Origin of the sequence: Pseudomonas sp. SK2 (genome assembly GCF_016772395.1) — a bacterium.
In the GTDB taxonomy this organism is placed as follows: Bacteria; Pseudomonadota; Gammaproteobacteria; order Pseudomonadales; family Pseudomonadaceae; genus Aquipseudomonas; species Aquipseudomonas taiwanensis.
Genome location: NZ_CP061944.1, coordinates 1008013 through 1033292, shown reverse-complemented (window position 1 = coordinate 1033292; position 25280 = coordinate 1008013). Strand labels below are relative to the sequence as shown.

The window sequence follows — 25280 nt, the reverse complement described above, 5'->3', positions numbered from 1 at the left end:
ATGGGCTACCGCCTTTCAAAGATCTACACACGCACCGGCGACAAAGGCGAAACCGGCCTGGGCGACGGTCGTCGCGTCCCCAAGGACCATCCACGGATCGAGGCGATCGGCGAAGTGGACAGTCTTAACAGCCAGCTTGGGCTACTGCTGGCCGGCCTGGCCGAACAAGGGCTGGATGAAGTGAGCGAGGTGCTTGCGCCGTGCCAGCATCGGTTGTTCGACCTGGGTGGCGAGCTGGCAATGCCAAGTTACCAGGCGCTGGACCAGGCCGAGGTGGAGCGACTGGAAGCCGCCATCGACGTGTGGAACGAAGAGCTGGGGCCGTTGAAGAATTTCATTCTGCCCAGCGGCTCTGCTCTGGTGGCCCAGGCCCATGTGTGTCGGAGCCTGGCCCGCACTGCGGAACGCCGGTGTCAGCAGTTGAACGCCGTAGAACCGCTCGAAGGCGTGGGCCTGGCGTACATCAACCGGCTTTCCGATCTGCTGTTCGTGGCGGCCCGCATCATTGGGCGCCGCCAAGGAATCGCTGAGGTCTTGTGGCAGCCTGCAGGGAATACGCCAGACTGACGGTGGACCTTGTGTCGCGCAAGGGCCGCTCAGCGGCCCCGCCGTTCAGACCTCAGGCCAGAAGGCCCGGATCCCCGCAACGCCCTGTGCCCCGACGTCCCAGGCACGCTCGCGCTCACTGGGTCCAACCCCACCCAGCAAGAATACCGGTTGGTTGAAACCGGCAATCATCTGCCGCGCCGCATCCCAGCCCAGTGGCGCCGCCTCTGGATGGGTCTGGGTCGGCTGAACCGGCGACAGGGTGACGAAGTCCACGCCCATCCGTTCGGCCAACGCCAGTTCCTCTGCATTATGGCAGGACGCCGCCAGCCAACGCGCCGTCGGGAACGGTCGGCCCTTGGCCGCATACTTACGCAACTGCGCGGCGGTGAGGTGCCAACCAGCCGCGGGGAAGTCGCCCAGCCACTCCAGCGGCCCCTTGAGCATCAGTTGCGCCTTGCCAGCACAAAGGCCAACCGCGTCCACCGCCACATCCCGGTACTTGGGGTCGTACATGTCCGGTGCCCGCAGCTGGATCAGACGGATACCCGAGGCGACGGCCTTCTGGATGCCCTTGAGCATCTCGGGTACCTCAAGCCCGTCCGGGGTAATCAGATACTGATCCGGCAACCGCGCGGCAGCGACGATCGGCTTGTTGGCTTCCGGGAACGCGTACTGCCCAAGATCACGCGGGGCTACCCAGGCCAGCGGCTGCCCTTCGGCACCATGAGGTTCGCCGGTGAAGGCGTCGACTTCATGGACATCCAGCAACACCTGCTTGTCCGGGTAGTCATGGCTGACCTTGATCAGCGGTCGCGAACGGGTCACCTCGATGCCCAACTCCTCGCGCAACTCGCGGACCAGCGCCGACTCGACACCTTCGCCCTCCTCCACCTTGCCCCCAGGGAACTCCCACAGGCCACCCTGATGCTGGCTATCGGCACGCCGGGCGATAAGGATCCGGCCGTCACCACCGCGAATGACCGCTGCTACGACATGAATCCGTTTCACCCTTCACGCTCCGCGAGTCCTGCTTTCTGCCAGGCCTGGAAGGCCGGCCACTGGTAGAGGGTTTCGATGTAGGCCGCCGCATGCGCCGGCACATCGACTCGATAGGTACGCAGGCGTACGGCGACCGGCGCGAAGAAGGCATCGGCCAGGGTCGGCTTGCCGAACAGGAACGGGCCACTGTCCTTGGCCACCAGGCGGCACTCCGACCACAACGCGACGATACGATCGATGTCCACTTGCACCTCCAGCGGGATGCTCTCCAGGGCGGCGTCTCGGGACAAGTCGAAAGGCATGGCACTGCGCAAGGCGGTGAACCCGCTGTGCATCTGAGCGCAGGCCGAGCGGGCCTGCGCACGCGCTGCGATATCTGCAGGCCATAGCTGGGCAGCGGGGTGGCGTTCGTTGAGGTATTCGGCAATCGCCAGGGAATCGGCGATCACGCCGTGCTCGGTCTTGAGCAATGGCACCTTGCCGGTAGCGGAGTACTGAAGGATGCGCTGGCGGGTGTCTGGCTGGTTGAGTTTGATCAGCGTTTCTTCATAGTCCGCGCCAGCCAGCTCGAGGGCCAGGGCGCCACGTAGCGACCACGAAGAATAGCGTTTGTCGCCGATGATCAGGTGATAGCTCATGGGTCGGCTCCATTGAATGCGGGTGAGTGGCGGCTGCCTGGCAGGCTATCGCCGCGGTTCGGCACCACGGCAAGCCGGCTCCTGTGGACATTGCACCTGCAGGAGCTGACTTACCGGCGAACAGGACCTTGTATCAGGTACGGTATTCGGCGTTGATCTTCACGTACTCGTGGGACAGGTCGGTGGTCCAGATGGTTTCGCTGCACTGGCCACGGCCCAGCTCGATGCGAATGGTGATTTCCTCCTGGGCCATCACCTTGGCACCCTGGTCTTCGGTGTAACTTGGGCTGCGGCCGCCTTTGCTGGCAATGCAGACGTTGTCCAGGTACACGTCGATCAGGCTGACATCCAGTTCCGGCACACCGGCGCGGCCCACTGCAGCCAGAATACGGCCCCAGTTCGGGTCGGACGCGAACAGCGCGGTCTTGATCAGCGGCGAGTGGGCCACGGCGTAACCGACGTCCAGACACTCCTGGTGGTTGCCGCCGCCATTGACCTGAACGGTGACGAACTTGGTAGCGCCTTCGCCATCACGGACGATGGCCTGAGCCACTTCCATGCACACCTCGAACACCGCCTTTTTCAGGGCTTCGAACAGCGCACCGCTGGCTTGGGTGACCTCCGGCAGGTTGGCCTTGCCGGTGGCGATGAGCATGCAGCAATCGTTGGTCGAGGTGTCGCCGTCGATGGTGATGCGGTTGAACGACTTGTTGGCGCCATCGAGCATCAGGTCCTTGAGCACCGCCGGTGCGACCTTGGCGTCGGTGGCGATATAACCGAGCATGGTGGCCATGTTCGGACGGATCATGCCCGCGCCCTTGCTGATGCCGGTCACGGTGACGGTCACGCCATCGTGCTGGAACTGACGGCTGGCGCCTTTGGGCAGGGTGTCGGTGGTCATGATGCCGGTGGCGGCTTCAGCCCAGTTGTTTTCCGACAGGTTGTCCAGGGCGGCCTGCAGGGCGCCTTCGATCTTCTCTACCGGCAGCGGCTCACCGATGACACCGGTAGAGAACGGCAGTACCGATTCGGCAGGTACGCCGGCCAGTTCCGCCAGCTTGGCGCAGGTACGCTCGGCAGCGGCCAGACCAGGAGCGCCGGTACCGGCGTTGGCGTTGCCGGTGTTGGTCAGCAAGTAGCGCACGGTGCCCTGCACACGCTGCTTGGACAGGATCACCGGCGCTGCGCAGAAGGCATTGAGGGTGAACACACCTGCGACGCTGGAGCCTTCGGCACAGCGCATGACCACCACATCCTTGCGCCCGGGACGCTTGATGCCCGCGGATGCAATACCGAGTTCGAAACCCGGAACCGGGTGCAAGGTGGGCAAAGGACCAAGACCAACAGCCATTAGAGCGCTCCTAGAAATAGGGTTTGAGAACAATGTGTAGAGCGGGGCCGCTTGGCGCCCCCTTCGTGACACAAAGCCGCTCCCACCGGATACCACGCCGCTGATGAGCTGGGCGCAGTACCTGTGGGAGCGGCCTTGTGTCGCGATAGGGCCGCAGAGCGGCCCCTCAGGTCAGATCACTCGATCTGACCATGGCAATGCTTGAACTTCTTGCCCGAACCACACCAGCACGGCTCGTTGCGGCCCAGCTTCTGCTCGTTGCGCACCGGCGCGGCAGCCACGGCCACTTCGGCGCCCTCCTCGCTCTGCTGCTCGGCTTCAAGACCAGGGGCAGCGGCGTGCTGGAACTGCATGCGGCTGGCCAGCTCCTCGGCCTCGCGACGCAGACGGGCTTCCTCTTCGGCTGGATCTTCGCGACGCACCTGAACGTGGGACAGCACACGAATGGTGTCGCGCTTGATCGACTCGAGCAGTTCCTGGAACAGGGTGAACGATTCGCGCTTGTACTCCTGCTTCGGGTTCTTTTGCGCGTAACCACGCAGGTGAATACCGTGACGCAGGTGGTCCATGGTCGACAGGTGGTCTTTCCACAGGTCGTCCAGCACGCGCAGCAGGATCTGCTTCTCGAAGGTGCGCAGGGCCTCGATGCCGGCCTGGTCTTCCTTCTCGGTGTAGGCGCGGGTGATCTCGTTCAGCAGCTTCTCGCGCAGGGTCTCCTCGTAGAGGTGATCGTCCTCGTCGAGCCACTGCTGGATCGGCAGCTTCATGGCGAAATCGCTGGCCAGCGACGCTTCCAGACCGGCCACGTCCCACTGCTCAGGCAGCGACTGCGGTGGAATGTGCTGGCTGATGGTGGCATCCAGGACTTCCTTGCGGAACTCTTCGATGGTATCGCCAATGTTCTCGGCGGCCAGCAGGCTGTTGCGCATGTGGTAGATCACCTTGCGCTGCTCGTTGGCCACGTCGTCGTATTCGAGCAACTGCTTGCGGATGTCGAAGTTGCGGCCTTCGACCTTGCGCTGGGCTTTCTCGATGGCGTTGGTCACCATGCGGTGTTCGATAGCCTCGCCGGACTGCATGCCCAGGGCCTTCATGAAGTTCTTCACCCGGTCGGAGGCGAAGATACGCATCAGGCTGTCTTCCAGCGACAGGTAGAAGCGGCTCGAACCCGGGTCGCCCTGACGACCGGAACGGCCGCGCAGCTGGTTGTCGATACGGCGGGATTCGTGACGCTCGGAAGCGATGACGTGCAGGCCGCCAGCCTCGATCACTTGCTGGTGACGTTTCTGCCAATCCGCCTTGATCTGGGCGATCTGCTCGGCGGTCGGGTTCTCCAAGGCCGCCACTTCGGCCTCCCAGTTGCCGCCCAGCAGGATGTCGGTACCGCGACCGGCCATGTTGGTGGCGATGGTCAGCGCACCTGGCGCGCCGGCCTGGGCGATGATCTCGGCTTCCTTCTCGTGGTACTTGGCGTTCAGTACCTTGTGGTCGATACCTTCCTTCTTCAGAAGGTTCGACATGTGCTCGGACGTTTCGATGGTCGCGGTACCTACCAGTACCGGACGGCCATGACTCAGGCTCTCTTTGATGTCAGCGATGATCGCGGCATATTTTTCGTCCGCGGTCAGGTAGACCAGGTCGTTGAAGTCCTTGCGCGCCAGCGGCTTGTTAGGCGGAATGACCATCACGTTGAGGGCGTAGATCTGGGCGAATTCGAACGCTTCGGTATCGGCGGTACCGGTCATGCCGGACAGCTTGGTGTAGAGACGGAAGTAGTTCTGGAAGGTGGTCGAAGCCAGCGTCTGGCTTTCGGCCTGGATGTTCAGGTTTTCCTTCGCCTCGATGGCCTGGTGCAGGCCCTCGGACAGACGGCGGCCTGGCATGGTACGGCCGGTGTGCTCGTCGATCAGCAGGACCTGGCCGTCCTGGACGATGTACTCGACGTTGCGGTGGAACAGCTTGTGCGCACGCAGGCCGGCGTAGACGTGGGTCAGCAGGCCCAGGTTGTGCGCCGAGTAGAGGCTTTCGCCCTCGGCCAGCAGACCGGCCTGGGTCAGCATCTCTTCGATGTACTGGTGACCGGCCTCGTTGAGTTCGACCTGGCGGCTCTTCTCGTCGATGGTGAAGTGGCCTTCCTGGGTGACCTGACCTTCGACCTCTTCGATGTGCTGCTTCAAGCGCGGGATCAGGCGGTTGATCTCGATGTACAGCTTCGAGCTGTCTTCGGCCTGGCCAGAGATGATCAGCGGGGTACGGGCTTCGTCGATGAGGATCGAGTCGACTTCGTCGATCACGGCGAAGTTCAGTTCACGCTGGAACTTCTCTTCCTGGCTGAAGGCCATGTTGTCGCGCAGGTAGTCGAAACCGAATTCGTTGTTGGTGCCGTAGGTGATGTCGGCGGCGTAGGCGGCGCGCTTCTCTTCCGGCGGCTGGAAGGCCGATACGATGCCAACGGTCAGGCCGAGGAATTCGTACAGCGGACGCATCCAGTTGGCGTCACGGCGGGCCAGGTAGTCGTTGACGGTCACGACATGCACGCCCTTGCCGGACAATGCATTGAGATAGACGGCCAGGGTACCGACCAAGGTCTTGCCTTCGCCGGTGCGCATTTCTGCGATCATACCCTCGTGCAGGGTCATGCCGCCGATCAGCTGCACATCGAAGTGACGCATGCCCATGACTCGCTTGCCGGCCTCACGGGCAACGGCGAAGGCCTCGGGCAGCAATTGGTCCAGTGTCTCGCCTTTGGCCAGGCGCTCCTTGAACTCTGCGGTCTTGCCCCGCAGCTGCTCGTCGGAGAGGGCCACCATCTTCTCTTCGAGAGCATTGACGATGTTCACCGTCTTGAGCATGCGTTTGACTTCACGCTCGTTCTTGCTTCCAAAAAGTTTCTTTAACAAAGGCGCAAACATATCGGCAGGATCTTCCACACGTAGGGATGGAGGGCGGCCCCATGAGTCGCCCGTGCAGCCCTGAGGCCGCATGCGAACGAGCATTCTACCCGGAAACGATGGTGAGGAAAGTGGTGGATTTCCACGATGCTGGCACAGCGCTTTGGCGGGGGCGTTTCTAAGATAGGGTCATTTTCACTGAGTTCAACCCTTGTGTTCATGAAACGTATCGCGAATGACTCGTATCCCGCAGGGTCTGCACCGACGTATTGCCGGCCAGCCGGCGATGAGGCCAGCCAGGGTGTCGGAAATGTTAGACTGCCGATCTTGTAACCGCGTGCGTACCCCATGGCCTACAAACCCACTCCCGCCCAGCCGCCCTCTGCCCTGTTGCGCCAGAACCGCCCGCTGCGCTTGTTACTGAACCAGGCCGAGCGCCTGGAGCACTTGCAGCGCCTACTGGAAAGCCAGCTGCAACCAGCCGCCCGCGAGCACTGCCATGTGGCATCGTGGCGCGACGGCACGCTGTTACTGGTGGTGACCGACGGTCATTGGGCTACACGCCTGCGCTATCAGCAAAAGCGCCTGATGCGCCAGCTACAGGCCATGGAAGCGTTCGGCAACCTCTCCCGTATCCTGTTCAAGGTGCAGCCGCCGCTGGTGCCTGCCAAGCGTGGCGGACATGCCATCGAGCTGTCGAGCACGGCGGCCGAGAGCTTGCGTGACACCGCCGAGGGCATTGCTGACCCCAAGTTGCGCGCCGCACTGGAACGACTGGCCGCGCACGCCCGAGAGAAGTAGCCAGGCGCATCGCGAGCAAGGCTCGCTTCTACCGAAGATGCGCGCGATAACGTGCCAGGCGCCGAAGCGGTCGCGCGCGCATCCCGCAGGCATGACTGGCCCGAAACAGAGGTGGGAGCCCTTCCTCCCGACACCACACGATCCAGGCAATAAAAAGGCCACCCGAAGGTGGCCTCAATGAACTAGAGAGTGTTCGAACTTACACGGCCGCAACAGGGCGCATGTACGAGATCGGTGCCGTACTGGCATCTTCGAAAGTGACCACTTCCCAGGCATCTTTTTCAGCAATGAGCTTGCGCAGCAGCTGGTTGTTCAGCGCGTGTCCGGACTTGAAGCCCTTGAACTCGCCGATCAGGCTGTTGCCCAGCAGGTAAAGGTCGCCGATGGCATCGAGGATCTTGTGCTTGACGAATTCGTCTTCATAGCGAAGGCCGTCTTCGTTCAGCACGCCGTCTTCGTCGACAACGATGGCGTTCTCGACACTGCCGCCCAACGCGAGGTTGTGCTTGCGCAGGTACTCGATGTCACGCATGAAACCAAAGGTACGGGCGCGGCTGACTTCCTTCACGAACGACGTGCTGGAGAAGTCGACGCTGGCACTTTGGGTCCGGTTGCGCAGCACCGGGTGGTCGAAGTCGATCTCGAAGCTCACCTTGAACCCGTCGAACGGCAGGAAGGTAGCGCGCTTGTCGCCCTCCTCCACTGTCACTTCGCGCAGGATACGGATGAACTTCTTGGCTGCGTCCTGTTCTTCCAGGCCAGCAGACTGAATCAGGAATACGAAGGGACCGGCGCTGCCATCCATGATCGGCACTTCCGAGGCGGAGAGCTCGACGTAGGCGTTATCGATGCCCAGGCCCGCCATGGCGGAGAGCAGGTGCTCGACCGTATCGACCTTGACGTCACCGTTGACCAGCGTCGTCGACATGGTTGTCTCACCGACGTTGGCCGCGCGCGCCGGGATTTCGACCACAGGGTCGAGGTCGGCGCGACGGAAGACGATGCCGGTGTCAACAGGCGCAGGCTTGAGGGTCAGGTAGACCTTCTCCCCGGAGTGCAGACCGACACCTGTGGCACGGATGGTATTCTTCAGGGTGCGTTGTTTAATCATGGCATTGGCCGCTTCAGCGCAAATTGCGAACAGGTATCAACAAAGGCTGGGGATGATAACAGACCCGGCCTTTGCTGAACACCAATCACCCCTATACCCCTGATAAATTCCATTAATCAGCCTGACGACGCAGGAATGCCGGAATATCAAGGTAGTCCAGATCATCCTGTGGGTTGAGTTTAGCTGCCGCGGCGGCACCTGCATGGGCCTGGTTGCGCATCACGGTCGGACGCTCCAGGTCACGGTAGTTGACCGCTGGCTGCTCCTGACGCGCAGGCGCAGGGTTGGACGACTCGTATACCTGCTGGGCGGTCTGCAGGGTGTTGTCCACCACCTTGACCGGCTTCTCGATACGAGCGCCCAGGCCAGTGGCGACCACGGTGACGTGCAGCTCGTCGCGCATGTCCGGGTCGATAACGGTACCGACCTTGACCATCGCGTGGTCGGAGGCGAAGGCTTCGATGATGCTACCCACATCGGAGTACTCGCCCAGCGACAGGTCGGGACCTGCGGTGATGTTGACCAGGATACCGCGAGCGCCCTGCAGGTTGACGTCTTCGAGCAGCGGGTTGCGGATGGCTGCCTCGGTCGCCTCGCGAGCACGGTTCGGACCGCTGGCGCAGCCAGTGCCCATCATCGCCATGCCCATCTCGCCCATCACGGTACGCACGTCGGCGAAGTCGACGTTGATCATGCCCGGACGCTTGATGATGTCGGAAATACCGCGAACGGCGCCGGCCAGCACGTCGTCGGCCTTGGCGAAGGCAGACAGCAGGCTGGCATCCTTGCCCAGGATGGTCAGCAGTTTTTCGTTAGGGATGGTGATCAGCGAGTCAACGCTTTCCGCCAGCATACGGATGCCTTCATCGGCGATCTGCATGCGCTTGCGGCCCTCGAACGGGAACGGACGGGTCACCACGGCAACGGTGAGAATGCCCATTTCCTTGGCCACTTCGGCGATGATCGGCGCCGCACCGGTACCGGTACCACCACCCATGCCAGTGGTGATGAACACCATGTTGGTGCCCTGCAGCACCTCGGCGATACGCTCACGGTCTTCCAGCGCGGCCTGACGACCGACTTCCGGATTGGCACCGGCACCCAGGCCTTTGGTCACACCGGTACCCAGTTGCAGGATGGTGCGCGCGCCGATGTTTTTCAGCGCTTGAGCATCGGTGTTGGCGCAGATGAACTCGACGCCTTCGATGTTGCTCTTCACCATGTGGTTGACGGCGTTGCCGCCGCCACCGCCAACGCCGATCACCTTGATGACCGGACTTTGCGGGACGTTGTCTACGAGCTCGAACATTTTCCCTCTCCTTACAGTTCTCTAGTTGTCGCGCCTACCACTACTGCTTTGAAACTTAGAAGTTGCCCTGGACCCACCGCTTGAAGCGCTCAAGCACTGGGGCCTTCGGTTCATCGCCATAGCTGTTGCTGCTGCTGTTACCGGTCAGGGGCAAGTCCTCGGTCTGCTTCTGCAGGCCATAGGTGAGCAAGCCCACGCCAGTGGAATAGATCGGGTTGCGCACCACGTCGCTCAGTCCCCGAACGCTGTGCGGTACGCCAAGGCGTACCGGCATGTGGAAGATTTCTTCGGCCAGTTCCACGGCACCTTCCATCTTCGCGGTGCCACCGGTAAGGACGATGCCGGCTGGCACCAGGTCCTCGTAGCCGCTGCGACGCAGCTCGGCCTGGATCAGGGTGAAGAGCTCGTCGTAACGCGGCTCCACCACCTCGGCCAGGGCCTGACGCGACAGCTCGCGCGGAGGACGGTCGCCCACGCTTGGCACCTTGATGGTCTCGCCAGCGCCGGCCAGCTTGGCCAGGGCGCAGGCGTAACGGATCTTGATTTCCTCGGCGTACTGGGTGGGCGTGCGCAGGGCCATGGCGATGTCGTTGGTCACCTGGTCGCCCGCGATCGGGATCACCGCGGTGTGGCGGATGGCGCCTTCGGTGAAGATGGCGATATCGGTCGTGCCACCACCGATGTCTACCAGGCACACGCCCAGCTCTTTCTCGTCGTCGGTCAGCACCGAGTAGGCCGAGGCCAGTTGCTCGAGGATGATGTCGTCAATTTCCAGGCCACAGCGGCGCACGCACTTCTCGATGTTCTGTGCCGCATTGACTGCGCAGGTGACCACGTGGACCTTGGCTTCCAGACGAACGCCGGACATGCCCAGCGGCTCGCGCACGCCTTCCTGGTTATCGATCACGTAGTCCTGCGGCAGGGTGTGCAGCACGCGCTGATCGGCCGGAATGGCCACGGCCTGGGCAGCGTCGAGTACCCGCTCAAGGTCGGCGAGACTCACTTCGCGATCGCGAATGGCGACGATACCGTGGGAGTTCAGGCTGCGGATATGGTTGCCGGCCACGCCGACGAATGCGGAGTGGATGCGGCAACCGGCCATCAGCTGCGCTTCTTCCACCGCGCGCTGGATCGACTGCACGGTGGACTCGATGTTCACCACCACGCCTTTCTTCAGGCCACGGGACGGATGGGTGCCGATACCCACGATTTCCAGGGTGCCGTCTTCGGCCACTTCACCCACCAGCGCCACCACCTTGGAGGTGCCGATGTCCAGCCCGACGATCATTTTGCCGCTATGCGCGTTTGCCATGGTCCTGCCTCTCTCTAATTCTTCGCAACGGCGGGTTGGGCCGTCGTCGGTGCAATCGGTTCCCGCCAACCAACGGCAAGTCCGTTGGAATAACGCAGATCAATGCGGGCGATGTTGGTGATCTGCTCTTTGAGTGTCTTGTCGTAAATGGCAATGAAACGGCGCATCTTCTCCACCAGGTGATCGCGCCCCAACAGCAGCTCGACACCCGACCCGGCGCTACCCGCGCCTGTGGTCAGGAACCAGCTGCCCCGCTCGCGCAGCTCCAGGCGAGCGATGGAAAAGCCCAGGGGGCGCAGCATCTGGCTCAATACCTGATACTGCTGCATGACTTGTTGCTGAGCGCGCTGCGGCCCGAACAGCTGCGGCAGGTGCTCGTAGTTGGCCAACTCGCGCGGGGTGAAGGCCTGGCCTTGGTTGTTGAGCAAGGCTTCGTCCCCCCAGCGCGCAACCGGCAACTGTTCCTCAAGGCGAATCACCACCTCGTCCGGCCATACCCGGCGAACCTCGGCATGGGCGATCCATGGCATCTGCTCGAGCTCTGCGCGCATCGCCGTCAGGTCGACGCTGAAGAAGCTCGACGCCACGTACGGCGCGATCCGTTGCTGCACCGCCTGCTGGCTGATGTAGCTCAGGTCGCCTTGTACGGCGATCTTGGTGATCGGCCGGTCGGCGTAAGGCATGAGGCGAATGGCGCCTTCGTAGGCACCAAAGCCCGCCGCCACCAGCAGCACGGGCCACAGCAGGCGCTTGAGACCACCGAGGCTTGGCCGAGGCAGGCGCGCCGATACGGGCTCGTCGGCCACCAGTCGGCTGGCACCACGCGGCACCGGCTTGCTACGGCCGGTAACGGGTTGCTGCTGACGTATCATCGCGCCTTGCATGGCTCTTAACCTCGCGTCACGACGCTTTCAGCCAGGATCGCCAGCACCAGTTGCTGGAAGTCCAGGCCGGCCGCGCGCGCCGCCATGGGCACCAGGCTATGGTCGGTCATGCCGGGTGCGGTGTTGACTTCGAGCAGCCAGAACCGGCCCTGCTCGTCCTGCATCACGTCCAGCCGCCCCCAGCCTTCGATGCCGATGGCATCGCAGGCGCGCGCGGTCAGGTCGATCAGTTCCTTTTCCTTGGCACTGTCCAGGCCGCACGGAATGCGGTACTGGGTGTCATTGGCAATGTACTTGGCGTCGTAGTCGTAGAACACGTGCGGGGTGCCCAGCGCAATCGGAGGCAGCACCTGGCCGCGCAACACTGCGATGGTGAACTCCGGGCCGTGAATCCATTGCTCGACCAGAACTTGCGAATCGTACTTGGCGGCGTCCTTCCAGGCGGCGACCAGCTCTTGCACGCTGTTCACCTTCGCCATGCCGATACTTGAACCTTCATGGGCCGGTTTGACGATCAACGGGAAGCCCAGTTCCGCACCGGCGGCAACACAATCGCTCTCGCTGGCCAGCACGGCGTGGCGCGGGGTCGGAATGCCCAGGCTCTGCCACACCTGCTTGGTGCGCAGCTTGTCCATGGCCAGGGCAGACGCCAGGATCCCGCTACCGGTGTAAGGGATGCCCAGGCACTCGAGCAGGCCTTGCATGCTGCCGTCTTCACCGCCACGGCCGTGGAGAATGATGAAGGCGCGGTCGATCTTCTCGCTCTGCAGGCGGGCCAGCAGGTCATCACCCACATCGATGCCTACCACGTCCACACCGGCAGTGGTCAGCGCATCGATCACGGCGGCGCCAGACTTCAGCGACACCTCGCGCTCGGCACTCTTGCCGCCGTACAGCACGGCGACACGACCGAATGCCTTGACGTCGAGGGTGGAATGCAGCTTGTCGTAGGCGCTGGTCATTTCGACTTCTCCTGCTTGGCGCCAGCGAACAGCGGGCTTTTCATCAATTGCGGGGCCAGACCGCCGACATCACCGGCACCCTGGCACAGCAGGATGTCGCCGGCGCGCAGCAGCGGCTGGACCAACGGCGCGAGTTCCACGCCACGTTCGATATAGATGGGGTCGAGCTTGCCGCGCTGACGGATGCTGTGGCAGAGCTGACGGCTGTCGGCACCCGGAATCGGCTCTTCGCCGGCCGGGTAGACTTCCATCAACAGCAGCACGTTGGCGTCGCCGAGCACCTGCACGAAGTCGTCGTACAGGTCACGGGTACGGCTGTAGCGGTGCGGCTGGTAGACGATCACCAGTCGACGGCTTGGCCAGCCGCCACGTACGGCCTTGATGACCGCAGCCACTTCGGTCGGGTGGTGACCGTAGTCGTCGACCAGCATCACGCTGCCGCCTTCGACTGGCAGCTCGCCGTAGACTTGGAAGCGCCGCCCCACGCCCTGGAAGCCGGACAAGCCCTGGACGATGGCTTCGTCGCTGATGCCTTCGTCAGTGGCGATGGCGATGGTGGCCAAGGCGTTCAACACGTTGTGGTTACCGGGCATGTTCACCGACACATCCAGCGGCTCGCGGTCGCGGCGCAGCACGGTGAAGTGGGTCTGCATGCCCTGCTGGCGCACGTTGATGGCGCGCACGTCGGCCTCTTCGCTGAAACCGTAGGTGACCGTCGGGCGCTTGACCTGCGGCAGGATCTCGCGCACTACCGGGTCGTCCAGGCACATCACGGCCAGGCCGTAGAACGGCAGGTTGTGCAGGAACTCCACGAAGGTTTTCTTCAGCTTGTTGAAGTCGCCTTCATAGGTGGCCATGTGGTCGGCGTCGATGTTGGTGACTACCGCGACCATCGGCTGCAGGTGCAGGAAGCTGGCATCGCTTTCATCGGCTTCGGCGATCAGGTAACGGCTGGTGCCCAACTGCGCGTTGGTCCCGGCCGCCGTCAGGCGCCCGCCGATGACGAAGGTCGGGTCCAGGCCACCCGCGGCGAACACCGAGGCCAGCAGACTGGTGGTGGTGGTCTTGCCGTGGGTACCGGCAACCGCTACGCCGTGGCGATAGCGCATCAGCTCGGCAAGCATCTCAGCGCGCGGCACCACTGGAATGCGGCGCTCCAGTGCGGTGGCGACTTCCGGGTTGGCCGGATTGATGGCGCTGGACACGACCAGCACGTCGGCATTGGCGGCGTTCTCGGCACGGTGGCCGACGAAGATCTGGGCACCGAACGATTCCAGGCGCTCGGTAACTGGCGAGGCCTTCAGGTCGGAACCGGACACCTGGTAGCCCAGGTTGAGCAGCACTTCGGCAATACCGCACATGCCCACACCGCCGATACCGACGAAGTGAATACGGTTGATCCGACCCATTTTCGGCTGGGGCATGGCTTTCTGGCTTTCAACCATGTGCCACCTCCAGGCAGATGTCGACCACGGTGCTGGTTGCAGCAGGTTTGGCCAGGCTCCGTGCGGTGCTGGCCATGGTGTTGAGTTTCTCGGGTTGCATCAGCACCTCGTTCAGGCGTTCAGCGAGCTGCGCTGCGCCAGTTGTCGCTTGTGGCATCAGGAAGGCCGCGCCTTCCCGAGACAGGTATTGGGCGTTATGGGTCTGGTGATCGTCGATGGCATGGGGCAAGGGCACCAGCATCGAAGGCAGGCCAGCCGCCGCGAGTTCGCTGACGGTCAGGGCACCGGCCCGGCAGACCACGATATCGGCCCAGGCATAGGCTTGGGCCATGTCCTTGATGAACGGTTCGACCTGAGCCTGGACCCCAGCCTCGCGGTAACGCTCGGCGGTGATCGGCGCGTGCTGCTTGCCGGCCTGGTGGAATACCTCGGGCCGCAGGTTCGCGGGCACCTCGGACAGGGCCTTAGGCAACAATTTGTTCAAGGGTTCCGCACCCAGGCTGCCCCCCATGACCAACAGGCGGGCCCGGCGCTCGGCCAAAGGCGCACGCTGAGCGTCCATGAACAGCTCAGGGCGCACGGGGTTACCCGTGGTGCGACGTTTGTCGCTGGCCTCGAAGGTGTTCGGAAACGCTTCGCAAACGCGTGCCGACAGCGGTACCAGCAGGCGGTTGGCAGTGCCGGCGCGGGCGTTCTGCTCGTGAATGACCAGCGGTATGCCGCACAGACGCGCAGCGACACCGCCCGGGCCGGTCACGTAGCCGCCGAAGCCCAGCACGCATACCGGCTTGAGCTGCCGAATGATACGGCGTGCCTGAAGCACAGCCTTGACCAACGTGAACGGTGCCTTGAGCAACGACAGCTTGCCCTTGCCGCGCAGGCCGCTGACCTGGATCAGGTGCAGTGGCAGACCGGCCTGTGGCACCAGTTCGTTTTCGATGCCGCGCGGCGTGCCCAGCCAGTGCACGCTGTAACCGCGAGCCTGGAATTCACGGGCGCAGGCCAGGGCCGGGAATACATGCCCGCCGGTGCCGCCCGCCATGATCAGTACGTTTTTGCCGTTAGCGGCCATGGCTGGTCTCCTCGGCAAAATCGCTTTCCTTGAATTCATGTTCCTCGCTACCCAGGTGCGTGCGGCTTTCCCACTCGATGCGCAGCAACAACCCCACGCAGGCGCAGCAGATCACCAGCGAGCTGCCTCCGTAGCTGAGGAACGGCAAGGTGAGGCCCTTGGTCGGCAACAGACCGACGTTCACCCCGATATTGATCAGGAACTGGCCGATCCACAGGAAGGCCAGACCGAACGCCATGTAGGCGGCGAAGAACTGCTTGGCTTTCTCGGCCCACAAGCCGATGTAGAGGGCGCGCACGGTGACGAACACGAACAGAGCGATGGTCGCCAGCGAACCGACGACGCCCAGCTCCTCGGCCAGGACCGAGAACACGAAGTCGGTATGCGCTTCGGGCAGGTAGAACTGCTTCTGCACGCTGTTGCCCAGCCCCACGCCCAGCCACTCGCCACGGCCGAAGGCGATCAGCGCCTGGGTCAACTGGTAGCCGGAACCGAACTGATCGGACCACGGATCGGTGAAGGTGATCAGACGGGCCATCCGGTACGGCTGTGCCTGCACCAGCACGAACACCGCCACTACCGCCAGCACCACCATCAAGCTGAAACGGAACAGCCCCACCCCGCCGAGGAACAGCATGGCCGCCGCTGCGCCCATCATGACCACGGTGGCGCCGAAGTCCGGCTCCATCAGCAGCAGCGCGGCCATGGGCAGCAGGACGATGAAGGGCTTGAAGAAGCCCATCCAGGTCTCGCGCACCTCGGTCTGCCGCCTTACCAGGTAGCCGGCCAGGTAGATGACCACGAACACCTTGGCGATTTCCGAAGGCTGGACGTTGAAGAAACTGAAGCCGATCCAGCGCATGGAACCGTTCACTTCGCGACCGATACCTGGCACCAGCACCAGTACCAGCAGGCCGAAGGCGCCAAGCAGCATCATGAAGCCCATGCGTTGCCAGGTAGCGATAGGCACCATCATGGTCGCCCCACACGCCACCAGCCCCAGGACCACGTAAACCAGGTGGCGGAACATGTGATAAAGCGGATTGCCGGACTGCACCGCAGCCACTTCCGAGGAAGCCGAGGTGATCATCACCAGGCCCAGGCCGAGCAGCGCCAGGCACCCGGCCAGCAGCGGGAAATCGAGGTCGATGCCACGTCCGCTGATCAGCGGCGACGGGTATGGCTTGAGGATGCCGAAGATCATGCAAGCCCTCCCGCCGCCTGGGCGAACAGGCGCCCGCGCTCTTCGAAGTTCTTGAACATATCGAGGCTGGCGCAGGCAGGCGACAGCAAGACGGCGTCACCGGACCGGGCCAGTTCGGCACATTGTTGCACGGCCTCGTCCAGCGTCTTGACCCGCACCAACTGCACGCCATCACCCAAAGCCTCGGCCAAGCGCTCGGCATCACGGCCCAGCAGCACCACGGCGCGGCAGTACTGCGCTACCGGTTCGCGCAGGGCAGAGAAATCGGCACCCTTGCCGTCGCCACCCGCGATCAGCACCAGCTTGCCGTCGATGTCGGCCCCCAGGCCCTCGATGGCCGCCAGGGCCGCCCCCACGTTCGTGGCCTTGGAATCGTCGTACCAGTTCACCCCGTTGCGCTCGCGTACCCATTGGCAGCGGTGGGCCAGGCCACCAAATTCACGCAGGGCTTCGAGCATGGGCTCGAACGGCAGGCCAGCAGCATGGCCAAGGGCCAGGGCAGCCAGGGCATTGCTCTGGTTGTGCGATCCACGGACCTTCAGCTCGCGCACCGGCATCAAGGCCTGGAACTCGAAGGCCAGGTATTTCTCGCCGTCGACTTCGCGCAGGCCAAATGCCTTGAAGTCAGGCGCATTGAGACCGAACGTCCAGCAGGGGCGACCTTCGATCGGCAGCGGGCGGCTCAGCGCATCCTGGCGGTTTACCACGACCTGACGGGCGCCGCGGAAAATACGGTGCTTGGCCAAGTGATAGGCCGGCAGCCCGCTGTAGCGGTCCATGTGGTCTTCGCTGATGTTCAGTACCGTGGCCACTTCGGCGTTGAGCTGGTCGGTGGTTTCCAGCTGGAAGCTCGACAACTCCAGGACGTACAGCTCGACATCATCAGCGAGCAGATCCAGCGCCGGCGTGCCGAGGTTGCCGCCTACTGCCACTCGCTTTCCTGCCTTGGCCGCCATCTCGCCGACCAGGGTAGTCACGGTGCTCTTGGCGTTGGAACCACTGATCGCGACGATCGGCGCCTTGGCGTGGCGAGCGAACAGCTCGATGTCACCCGACAATTTCACGCCACGCGCGGCCGCCTGCTGCAGCGCCGGGGTCGACAGCGCAAGACCTGGGCTCACATACAACTCGTTGGCGCGGCACAGGAAGTCCACGTCCAGCTCGCCACAGCGCACTTCCACCTGCGGGTACTCACGGCGCAGGGTTTCCAGTTCCGGTGGTTGCTCGCGGGTGTCGGCGACCGCAAAGGCAATGCCCTGGTTCGCCAGGAAGCGAACCAGGGACATGCCGCTCTTGCCGAGGCCGACAACGATGCGGAATTGGTCGGAAGCGATCAGTGACACGCTCATCTACCTCAGTTTCAGGGTTGCAAGGCCGATCAGCACCAGAATCACGGTGATGATCCAGAAACGGACGATCACCCGCGGTTCGGGCCAACCCTTGAGTTCAAAGTGGTGGTGGATCGGTGCCATGCGGAACACGCGCTTGCCCGTGAGCTTGAAGGAGGCGACCTGAATCACCACCGACAAGGTCTCCATGACAAACACGCCGCCCATGATGAACAGCACGATTTCCTGACGCACGATCACGGCGATGGTACCCAGCGCGGCCCCCAGTGCCAGTGCGCCAACGTCGCCCATGAAGACCTGGGCCGGATACGTGTTGAACCAAAGGAAGCCCAGGCCCGCACCGATCAGCGCGCCGCAGAACACGATCAGCTCGCCCGAGCCCGGCACGTACGGGATCAACAGGTATTCGGCGAATTTCACGTTACCCGACAGGTAGCAGAAGATACCCAGGGCACCGCCCACCATCACGGTCGGCATGATGGCCAGGCCATCCAGGCCGTCGGTCAGGTTGACCGCGTTGCTGGAGCCGACGATCACGAAGTACGTCAGCACAACGAAGCCGATACCCAGCGGGATGGTGACATCCTTGAGGAATGGCACGATAAGGGTGGTCTCGATGCTGGTCGGAGCGGTCTTGTACAAGAAGACCGCGGCTCCCAGGCCGAACACCGACTGCCAGAAATACTTCCAGCGACTCGGCAAGCCGCGGGAGTTCTTCTCGATCACCTTGCGGTAGTCGTCGACCCAACCGATGGCACCGAACAGCAGGGTGACGATCAGCACGACCCACACATAACGATTGCTCAAGTCGGCCCACAACAGGGTGCTGACGCCGATGGCGGACAGGATCAAGGCACCGCCCATGGTCGGGGTGCCGGACTTGGACAGGTGCGATTGCGGGCCGTCGTTACGGACAGCCTGACCGATCTGGCGAATCTGCAAGGTGCGGATCATCCACGGACCCAGCCACAGCGCCAGGGACAACGCGGTCAGTACACCGAGAATCCCGCGCAGGGACAAGTACTGAAAGACTGCGAAGCCTTTGTGGAACTGTTGCAGATACTCAGCCAACAGCAGCAGCATTAATGTTTCTCCCCGCTGGCACCGCACAAAGCCGCCACGACGTTTTCCATCGCAGCGCTGCGCGAGCCCTTGATCAAGATTGTGGTGTCGCTGGCCGTCTCGCCGCGAACGGCGTCGATCAGCTCAGCTTGCGTTGCGAAGTGACGGCCATTGGCGCCGAACGCTTTGACCGCGTGTGTCATGTTGGTTCCCACCGCATACAAGGCATCGACCTTGCCGCGCGCGTAGTCGCCCACCTGACGGTGACCTTCCTCGGCCCATTGGCCCAATTCGCCGATATCCCCAAGCACCAGAACGGTGCGCCCGGAAAAGCCGGCGAGTATATCAATGGCCGCGCACATGGAGGTGGGATTTGCGTTGTAGCTATCGTCGATGACGCGCACGCCGTTCGGCGCAATCTGCGCCACAGTCCGGCCCTTGACCGGCTGCACGGCGCCCAGCCCGACGGCGATGCCGTGCAGGCTCAGACCAACGGCATGTGCCGCGGCCGCGGCCGCGAGGGCGTTGCTGACGTTGTGTGTGCCGAGCAGGTTGAGCTGCACTGGCACGCTGCCATCTGGCCCCACCAGGGTGAAGGACGGGCAACCCCGGGCATCACGCCCGATATCCCTGGCATGGAAGTCCGCCTGCGGGTTGTCCAGGGCGAAGCTCAGGACCCGATGAGTGCCGGCACGCTTGCGCCAGATCTCGAAGGCCTTGTCTGCCAGGTTGAGGATGGCGGTGCCGCCCTCGCCCAGCCCTTCGAGGATTTCACCCTTGGCCTCGACGATTTTCTCCGGCCCACCGAACTCACCCACGTGGGCAGTACCGGCATTGTTGATGATGACCACCTGTGGCTGGGTGAGGCCCACGGTGTAACGGATTTCGCCAATGCGCGACGCGCCCAGCTCGATGACGGCGGCGCTGTGCTCGGGGGCGATTTCCAGCAGTGTCAGCGGCGCGCCCAAGTCGTTGTTCAGGTTGCCACGGGTCGCATGTACCACCCCACGCGTACGCAGGATAGCCGCCAGCATTTCCTTGACCGTGGTCTTGCCACTGGAACCGGTGATCGCCACGACCGGCTTGTCGAACTCGGCGCGGTTCAATGCACCCAACTGTCCCAGGGCCAGCCGGGCATCGGCCACGACCAGTTGGGGGAGTTCGACATCGGCGATTTCGCGCTCGACCAAGGCAGCAACCGCGCCCTTGGCTTTTACATCAGCCAGGTAGTCGTGGCCGTCGAAACGCGGCCCCGTCAAGGCAACGAACAGTTGGCCGGCGCTGACGCTGCGGCTGTCGATGCTGACACCGTTGAAGCTGGCATCGGTACCCACCAACCGCGCATTCAGTGCAGTGGTCAGGTGGCTGAGTATCATGGGTTTAAGCATGCGGAGCCTCCCAGGCTGCAAGTGCCTTCTCGGCTTCGACCAGGTCGGAGAAATCGTGGCGCTGGCCGTTGATCTCCTGGTAGTCCTCGTGCCCCTTGCCGGCCAGGACGATCACGTCATCGGCGGCGGCAGTTGCGATCAGGTGCGCGATGGCTTCACCGCGACCGGCGACGAATTCGGCGGCGTCCGGCTTGCTGAAACCGGGGCGAATATCGTCGAAGATGCGCAGGGGGTCTTCGGTACGCGGGTTGTCGTCAGTGACCAGCACGCGGTCGGCCAGGCGCTCGGCCACGTCGGCCATCAACGGGCGCTTACCGCGATCACGGTCGCCACCACAACCGAACAGGCATAGCAGCTTGCCGTGAGCATGCGGACGCAGGGCCTCGAGGACCTTCTCCAGCGCATCCGGGGTGTGGGCGTAATCGACCACCACCAGCGGCTTGTCACCGCCACCCAGGCGCTGCATGCGACCGACTGGCCCGTGCAAGTCAGGGGTGACCTTGAGAATCTCGTCAAGCGAGTACTCGAGCGCCAACAGCGTGGCAACAGCGGCGAGCATGTTACTCAGGTTGAAGCGGCCCAGCAGCTGGCTGCGCAGGATACGTTCGCCCTGGGCAGTGACCAGTGTGGCGCGCACGCCATCATCATCGAAATGCGCTTCGCGGCAGAACAGCGAAGCGTCCGGGTTTTCCAGGCTGTAACTGAGCAGCCGGGTCTCGACATGGTCGACACTCGGGCGGCGGGCATAGTCTTCGGCCAGGCGTCGACCGAAATCATCATCCAGATTGACCACCTGGCAACGCAGGCTGGGCCATGCGAACAACTTGGCCTTGGCGGCCTCGTATGCCTCCATGCTGCCGTGGTAATCCAGATGGTCGCGGGACAGGTTGGTCATGACCGCGATGTCGAATTCCAGCGCAGCGACACGCCCCTGCTCCAACGCATGGGAGGACACCTCCATGGCCACGGCCTTGGCGCCACCCTTCTTGAGATCGTTAAGGGTCGACTGCACGGCAATCGGATCTGGCGTGGTCAGCCGACCGCTCTGCAACTCGCCATAGAAACCAGTACCCAGGGTGCCGATCAGGCCGCAACGCTGGCCAAGCAGATCGAGCGCCTGGGCTACCAATTGGGTGACACTGGTCTTGCCGTTGGTGCCGGTAACACCCACCAGGTTCAACTGGCGGCTGGGTTCACCATAGAAGTGCCCAGCAATCTTGGACAACTGGGCAACCAGGCCCTTGACCGGGATCAGCGGCACGTCGGTCAGCGGCAGCACATTGGCGCCACGCTCTTCATAAGCCACTGCGGCAGCGCCACGGGCCAAGGCATCGGCAATATGATCACGACCATCGACCTTCGCGCCTGGCACGGCCAGGAACAGGTCACCAGGGCGCACATGGCGACTGTCCAGGGTCAGCTCACGAATCAGCGGATCGCGGCTGGCATGGGCGAAAAGCTTGCTCAATGGCATTGTCATCATCCACGCCCTCCCTTGGCGGCTGCTGCATTGACTTGCGATGTTTCAACGGGTGCTGGGGGCGGCAGGTTGTCTGGCGGCACGTTCATCAGGCGCAGGGTGCCCGACATGACCTTGCTGAATACCGGCGCCGAAACCAGACCGCCGAAGTAACCGCCCTTGCTCGGCTCGTCGATGACCACGACGATGGCGTAACGCGGGTCGCTCATCGGCCCGAAGCCGGCGAACAACGAACGGTAGGCGTTCTCGGTGTAGCCCTTGGAGCCAACCGTGGCCTTACGCGCCGTACCGGACTTGCCACCGACGTGATAGAACGGCACCTGGGCACGGAACACGCCGCGCGGCGCTTCGATGACCTGCTGCAGCATGCCCTGGATGGTTTCGGCGGTTTCCTTGGGAATCGCCTGCACGGCTTCAGGCGCCTTGTCGACCTTGAGGATCGACAGCGGCACCATCTTGCCGTCGTTGGCCAGCGCCGCGTAGGCGTGCACCAACTGCAAGGCGGTGACCGAAACGCCGTAGCCATAGGAAAGGGTCGCGGTTTCGGCCTTGCGCCACTCACGGTGGTTCGGCAGGTTTCCGACGCGCTCGCCCGGGAAGCCCAGGCCGGTGTATTGGCCCAGGCCAACCTGGGACATGACCCGATAAATCGCCTCGCCACCAATGTCGAAGGCGATCTTGCTCATGCCCACGTTACTGGAGTTGATCAGGATGCCGGTCAGGTCGAGGATCGGGCCTTCGCTCTTGGACACGTCCTTGATGGTGTAGCGGCCGATCTGCAGGCTGCCCGGATACACCTCGACCTTGTCGGTAGGCTTCCAGCGACCGCTTTCCAGTGCCGCACTCATGGAGATCGGCTTGACGGTCGAGCCCGGCTCGAACACGTCGATGATCGCCCGGTTGCGCATCGCGGCCGGGAACATGCTACGGCGATTGTTCGGGTTGTAGGTCGGCTGGTTGACCATCGCCAGGACTTCGCCGGTCTTGACGTCCATGATCACCAGGCTGCCGGCCTTGGCGTCCTGCTCGGCGATGGCGTTGCGCAGTTCGCGGGTCGCCAGGTACTGCAGGCGCAGGTCTATCGACAACGCCAAGGTCTTTCCGGCCTTGGCGTTCTTGGTTACCTGAATGTCCTTGATCAGCCGGCCACGCCGGTCCTTGATCACTTGCCGCTTGCCGGGCACTCCGGCCAGCCATTCGTCGTAGGCCAGTTCGACCCCTTCGCGACCATGGTCGTCCAGGTCGGTGAAACCGACCATGTGCGCGGTGACATCGCCAGCTGGATAGAAGCGGCGGAACTCCTCCAGGCCGTAGACACCCGGCACCTTGAGGTCGAGCACATGCTGGCCCTGCTCCGGGGTCAGGCCGCGCACCAAGTAGATGAATTCCTTGTTCGCCTGCTGGGTCAGACGCTCGGTCAATTGCTGGGCACTCTGCCCAAGCGCAGCAGCCAGTTGAGGCCAGCGGTCCTTGGATGCCTGCATCTCCTTGGGGTTGGCCCACAAGGTGGTGACCGGCGTACTGACGGCGAGCGGCTCACCGTTGCGGTCGGTGATCAGACCACGGTGTGCTGGAATCGGGATGTGGCGCAGGCTGCGTGCGTCGCCCTGGCCCTTGAGGAAGTCACGATCGACCACCTGCAGGTCGATGATACGCCAACAGATGGCACCGACCATCAAAGCCAGCAAGCCGATCACGACCCGGAAGCGCCAGGGGTAGAGTGCGCCTTCGAGCTTCATCATGGCGCCACCATTCGCACTTCGTCAGCCGCAGGAACGCGCATCTTGAGCTGCTCGGAAGCCAGGCTCTCGATACGGCTGGCAGCAGTCCAGGTACTTTGTTCGAGGATCAGGCGCCCCCATTCGGCCTGGGCTTTGTCGCGCTCGTTCAACTCACCGTACAACGTGTTGAGCAACTGACGGTTCCAGTGGGCGCTGTAGGACACCGCGATGGCCGAAATCAGGACAGCGACGAACAGCAGAAGCATCAGGAAGCTCCCACCTGGAAGAGGCTTGGCAAAAAGCCGGCTCACCGCAGTTTCTCCGCCACCCGCATGACGGCACTGCGTGCCCGCGGGTTGGCTTTGAGCTCTGCTTCGGAGGCGAATTGCGCCTTGCCGATCAGGCGGATTTTCGGTTCGAAGGCTTTGTGCTGCACCGGCAGGTTGCGCGGCAGATTGTCCGCCTCGCCTTTGGCCAGCTTGCGCATGAACAGTTTGACGATACGGTCTTCGAGTGAGTGGAAGCTGATGACGGCAAGGCGGCCACCGACCTCAAGCGCATCGATTGCAGCCTCCAGGCCGGCTTCGAGGTCGCCCAGCTCGTTATTGACGTGAATGCGCAGGCCCTGGAACGCCCGGGTCGCTGGGTTCTTGCCCTTTTCCCAGGCAGGGTTGGCCACCTTAAGCACTTCGGCGAGATCGGCGGTGCGGGTGAACGGCTGTTGTTCGCGACGCTGCACCACGGCACGGGCCATGCGCTTGGCGAAACGCTCTTCGCCGTATTCCTTGAAGACGCGGGCGATCTCTTCCTCGGCAGCGGTGGCGATGAACTCGGCGGCACTGATGCCCTGGTCCGGGTTCATGCGCATGTCCAGGGGGCCATCATTGAGGAAGCTGAAACCGCGCTCGGGGTCGTCCAGCTGCGGCGAAGACACGCCCAGGTCGAGCAGGATGCCGCTGATCTTGCCATCCAGCCCGCGCGCGGCCACCTCCGAGCCCAGCTCGGCAAAGCTGCGCTGCACAATGACAAAGCGGCCGTCTTCGGCCGCCAGCGCTTGCCCGGTTGCAATCGCCTGTGGATCTTTGTCGAAGCCCAGCAAGCGACCTTGCGGCCCGAGCTTGCTGAGAATCAGCCGACTGTGTCCGCCACGGCCAAAGGTGCCGTCCAGATAGCAACCGTCGGCGCGCAGGGCCAATGCCTCGACAGCTTCGTCGAGCAATACGGTAATGTGGTTGAAGCCGCTATCTATGGTCACAGGATCAGGTCACGCAAATCGTCGGGCATGGCGCCCGGTTGTTGAATAGCTGCGAGGTCGGCTGCCGAAACCACGTTCCAGGCATCCTCATCCCACAACTGGAATTTGTTCAGTTGCCCCACCAGCATCGCCTTCTTGTCGAGCTTGGCGTATTCGCGCAAACGGGGCGGCACCAGGAAACGCCCGCTGCCATCGAGCTCCAGGTCAACCGCATTGCCGATCAGCAGACGCTGCAGGCGGCGGTTTTCCTCACGCAACGACGGCAAGGCACGCAACTTGGCTTCTATCTGTTCCCACTCATCGAGGGGGTATACGCACAAGCAGGGATCAACGGCATCGATGGTCACGATCAGCTGGCCATTGCAACGCGAATCGAGCTCGTCACGGTACCGGCTCGGCATTGCGAGACGGCCCTTTGCATCGAGGCTGACGGCGTTGGCTCCGCGGAACACGGCTGCGATTCCCCACAATGTTAGCTTTTTTGTGCCAGAAAACCC

Annotated in this window: 22 protein-coding genes; 2 read left to right on the top strand and 20 right to left on the bottom strand. The window is 63.1% G+C overall.

Annotated features, from left to right (window positions below):
• A complete protein-coding gene (locus IF103_RS04560) occupies positions 1 to 567 on the top strand; it encodes a cob(I)yrinic acid a,c-diamide adenosyltransferase (RefSeq protein WP_104882142.1) in 567 nt (188 codons plus the stop codon).
• A 45-nt stretch (positions 568 to 612) separates the two neighbouring features.
• Here the strand turns inward: IF103_RS04560 and IF103_RS04555 are convergent, their stop codons facing one another.
• The 4 genes from IF103_RS04555 to secA all read right to left on the bottom strand — a co-directional run bounded on the left by IF103_RS04555 (position 613) and on the right by secA (position 6449).
• A complete protein-coding gene (locus tag IF103_RS04555) occupies positions 613 to 1557 on the bottom strand; it encodes a Nudix family hydrolase (RefSeq protein WP_023378844.1) in 945 nt (314 codons plus the stop codon).
• Positions 1554 to 2186 carry a glutathione S-transferase family protein gene (locus IF103_RS04550; protein ID WP_023378843.1) on the bottom strand — a complete coding sequence of 211 codons (633 nt, stop codon included), beginning with the start codon at positions 2184 to 2186 and terminating at the stop codon, positions 1554 to 1556. The genes IF103_RS04555 and IF103_RS04550 overlap by 4 nt, the downstream gene beginning before the upstream one ends.
• Positions 2187 to 2319: 133 nt before the next feature.
• The gene (gene argJ, locus IF103_RS04545) at positions 2320 to 3537 is read right to left on the bottom strand and encodes a bifunctional glutamate N-acetyltransferase/amino-acid acetyltransferase ArgJ (RefSeq protein ID WP_023378842.1); all 1218 of its coding nucleotides are present in this window, start codon (positions 3535 to 3537) and stop codon (positions 2320 to 2322) included.
• A 176-nt stretch (positions 3538 to 3713) separates the two neighbouring features.
• Positions 3714 to 6449: a preprotein translocase subunit SecA gene (gene secA, locus IF103_RS04540; protein ID WP_027908084.1), complete on the bottom strand. Its 2736-nt coding sequence runs from the start codon at positions 6447 to 6449 to the stop codon at positions 3714 to 3716.
• A 327-nt stretch (positions 6450 to 6776) separates the two neighbouring features.
• On the opposite strand from secA, the gene IF103_RS04535 reads away from it, so the two are divergent.
• Positions 6777 to 7229: a DUF721 domain-containing protein gene (locus tag IF103_RS04535; RefSeq protein WP_023378840.1), complete on the top strand. Its 453-nt coding sequence runs from the start codon at positions 6777 to 6779 to the stop codon at positions 7227 to 7229.
• Positions 7230 to 7428: 199 nt separating this feature from the next.
• Here IF103_RS04535 and lpxC read toward each other — a convergent pair whose 3' ends face one another.
• The 16 genes from lpxC to mraZ form a co-directional block, all read right to left on the bottom strand.
• Positions 7429 to 8340, bottom strand: a complete 912-nt coding sequence (gene lpxC, locus IF103_RS04530) for a UDP-3-O-acyl-N-acetylglucosamine deacetylase (RefSeq protein ID WP_023378839.1) — start codon at positions 8338 to 8340, stop codon at positions 7429 to 7431.
• Between the two features lie 112 nt (positions 8341 to 8452).
• Positions 8453 to 9649 carry a cell division protein FtsZ gene (gene ftsZ / locus IF103_RS04525; protein WP_023378838.1) on the bottom strand — a complete coding sequence of 399 codons (1197 nt, stop codon included), beginning with the start codon at positions 9647 to 9649 and terminating at the stop codon, positions 8453 to 8455.
• Positions 9650 to 9704: 55 nt separating this feature from the next.
• Positions 9705 to 10961 carry a cell division protein FtsA gene (ftsA, locus tag IF103_RS04520; protein WP_023378837.1) on the bottom strand — a complete coding sequence of 419 codons (1257 nt, stop codon included), beginning with the start codon at positions 10959 to 10961 and terminating at the stop codon, positions 9705 to 9707.
• 14 nt (positions 10962 to 10975) lie between these two features.
• Positions 10976 to 11845: a cell division protein FtsQ/DivIB gene (locus tag IF103_RS04515; RefSeq protein WP_023378836.1), complete on the bottom strand. Its 870-nt coding sequence runs from the start codon at positions 11843 to 11845 to the stop codon at positions 10976 to 10978.
• A gap of 5 nt (positions 11846 to 11850) precedes the next feature.
• Complete coding sequence (locus tag IF103_RS04510) at positions 11851 to 12807, bottom strand: D-alanine--D-alanine ligase (protein WP_023378835.1); 957 nt, start codon at positions 12805 to 12807, stop codon at positions 11851 to 11853.
• On the bottom strand, positions 12804 to 14252 hold the full coding sequence (murC, locus tag IF103_RS04505; RefSeq protein ID WP_023378834.1) for a UDP-N-acetylmuramate--L-alanine ligase: 1449 nt from the start codon (positions 14250 to 14252) through the stop codon (positions 12804 to 12806). Before murC ends, IF103_RS04510 begins: the two co-directional genes overlap by 4 nt.
• Entirely contained in the window at positions 14245 to 15324 is a 1080-nt protein-coding gene (murG, locus tag IF103_RS04500; protein WP_104882924.1) for an undecaprenyldiphospho-muramoylpentapeptide beta-N-acetylglucosaminyltransferase, read from the bottom strand. Before murG ends, murC begins: the two co-directional genes overlap by 8 nt.
• Complete coding sequence (gene ftsW / locus IF103_RS04495; protein ID WP_023378832.1) at positions 15314 to 16528, bottom strand: putative lipid II flippase FtsW; 1215 nt, start codon at positions 16526 to 16528, stop codon at positions 15314 to 15316. Before ftsW ends, murG begins: the two co-directional genes overlap by 11 nt.
• On the bottom strand, positions 16525 to 17871 hold the full coding sequence (murD, locus tag IF103_RS04490; protein ID WP_202676154.1) for a UDP-N-acetylmuramoyl-L-alanine--D-glutamate ligase: 1347 nt from the start codon (positions 17869 to 17871) through the stop codon (positions 16525 to 16527). Before murD ends, ftsW begins: the two co-directional genes overlap by 4 nt.
• A 6-nt stretch (positions 17872 to 17877) precedes the next feature.
• Entirely contained in the window at positions 17878 to 18960 is a 1083-nt protein-coding gene (gene mraY / locus IF103_RS04485) for a phospho-N-acetylmuramoyl-pentapeptide-transferase (RefSeq protein WP_023378830.1), read from the bottom strand.
• The gene (locus tag IF103_RS04480; protein ID WP_023378829.1) at positions 18960 to 20327 is read right to left on the bottom strand and encodes a UDP-N-acetylmuramoyl-tripeptide--D-alanyl-D-alanine ligase; all 1368 of its coding nucleotides are present in this window, start codon (positions 20325 to 20327) and stop codon (positions 18960 to 18962) included. Before IF103_RS04480 ends, mraY begins: the two co-directional genes overlap by 1 nt.
• Positions 20320 to 21810 (bottom strand): UDP-N-acetylmuramoyl-L-alanyl-D-glutamate--2,6-diaminopimelate ligase, encoded by a 1491-nt coding sequence (locus IF103_RS04475; protein WP_027908083.1) that lies wholly within the window; start codon positions 21808 to 21810, stop codon positions 20320 to 20322. The genes IF103_RS04480 and IF103_RS04475 overlap by 8 nt, the downstream gene beginning before the upstream one ends.
• Complete coding sequence (locus IF103_RS04470; RefSeq protein WP_162144468.1) at positions 21807 to 23546, bottom strand: peptidoglycan D,D-transpeptidase FtsI family protein; 1740 nt, start codon at positions 23544 to 23546, stop codon at positions 21807 to 21809. Before IF103_RS04470 ends, IF103_RS04475 begins: the two co-directional genes overlap by 4 nt.
• Complete coding sequence (gene ftsL, locus IF103_RS04465) at positions 23546 to 23839, bottom strand: cell division protein FtsL (RefSeq protein WP_023378826.1); 294 nt, start codon at positions 23837 to 23839, stop codon at positions 23546 to 23548. The genes IF103_RS04470 and ftsL overlap by 1 nt, the downstream gene beginning before the upstream one ends.
• The gene (gene rsmH / locus IF103_RS04460) at positions 23836 to 24783 is read right to left on the bottom strand and encodes a 16S rRNA (cytosine(1402)-N(4))-methyltransferase RsmH (RefSeq protein ID WP_023378825.1); all 948 of its coding nucleotides are present in this window, start codon (positions 24781 to 24783) and stop codon (positions 23836 to 23838) included. Before rsmH ends, ftsL begins: the two co-directional genes overlap by 4 nt.
• Complete coding sequence (gene mraZ, locus IF103_RS04455) at positions 24780 to 25235, bottom strand: division/cell wall cluster transcriptional repressor MraZ (protein WP_016395508.1); 456 nt, start codon at positions 25233 to 25235, stop codon at positions 24780 to 24782. Before mraZ ends, rsmH begins: the two co-directional genes overlap by 4 nt.
• Between the last annotated feature and the right edge of the window lie 45 nt (positions 25236 to 25280).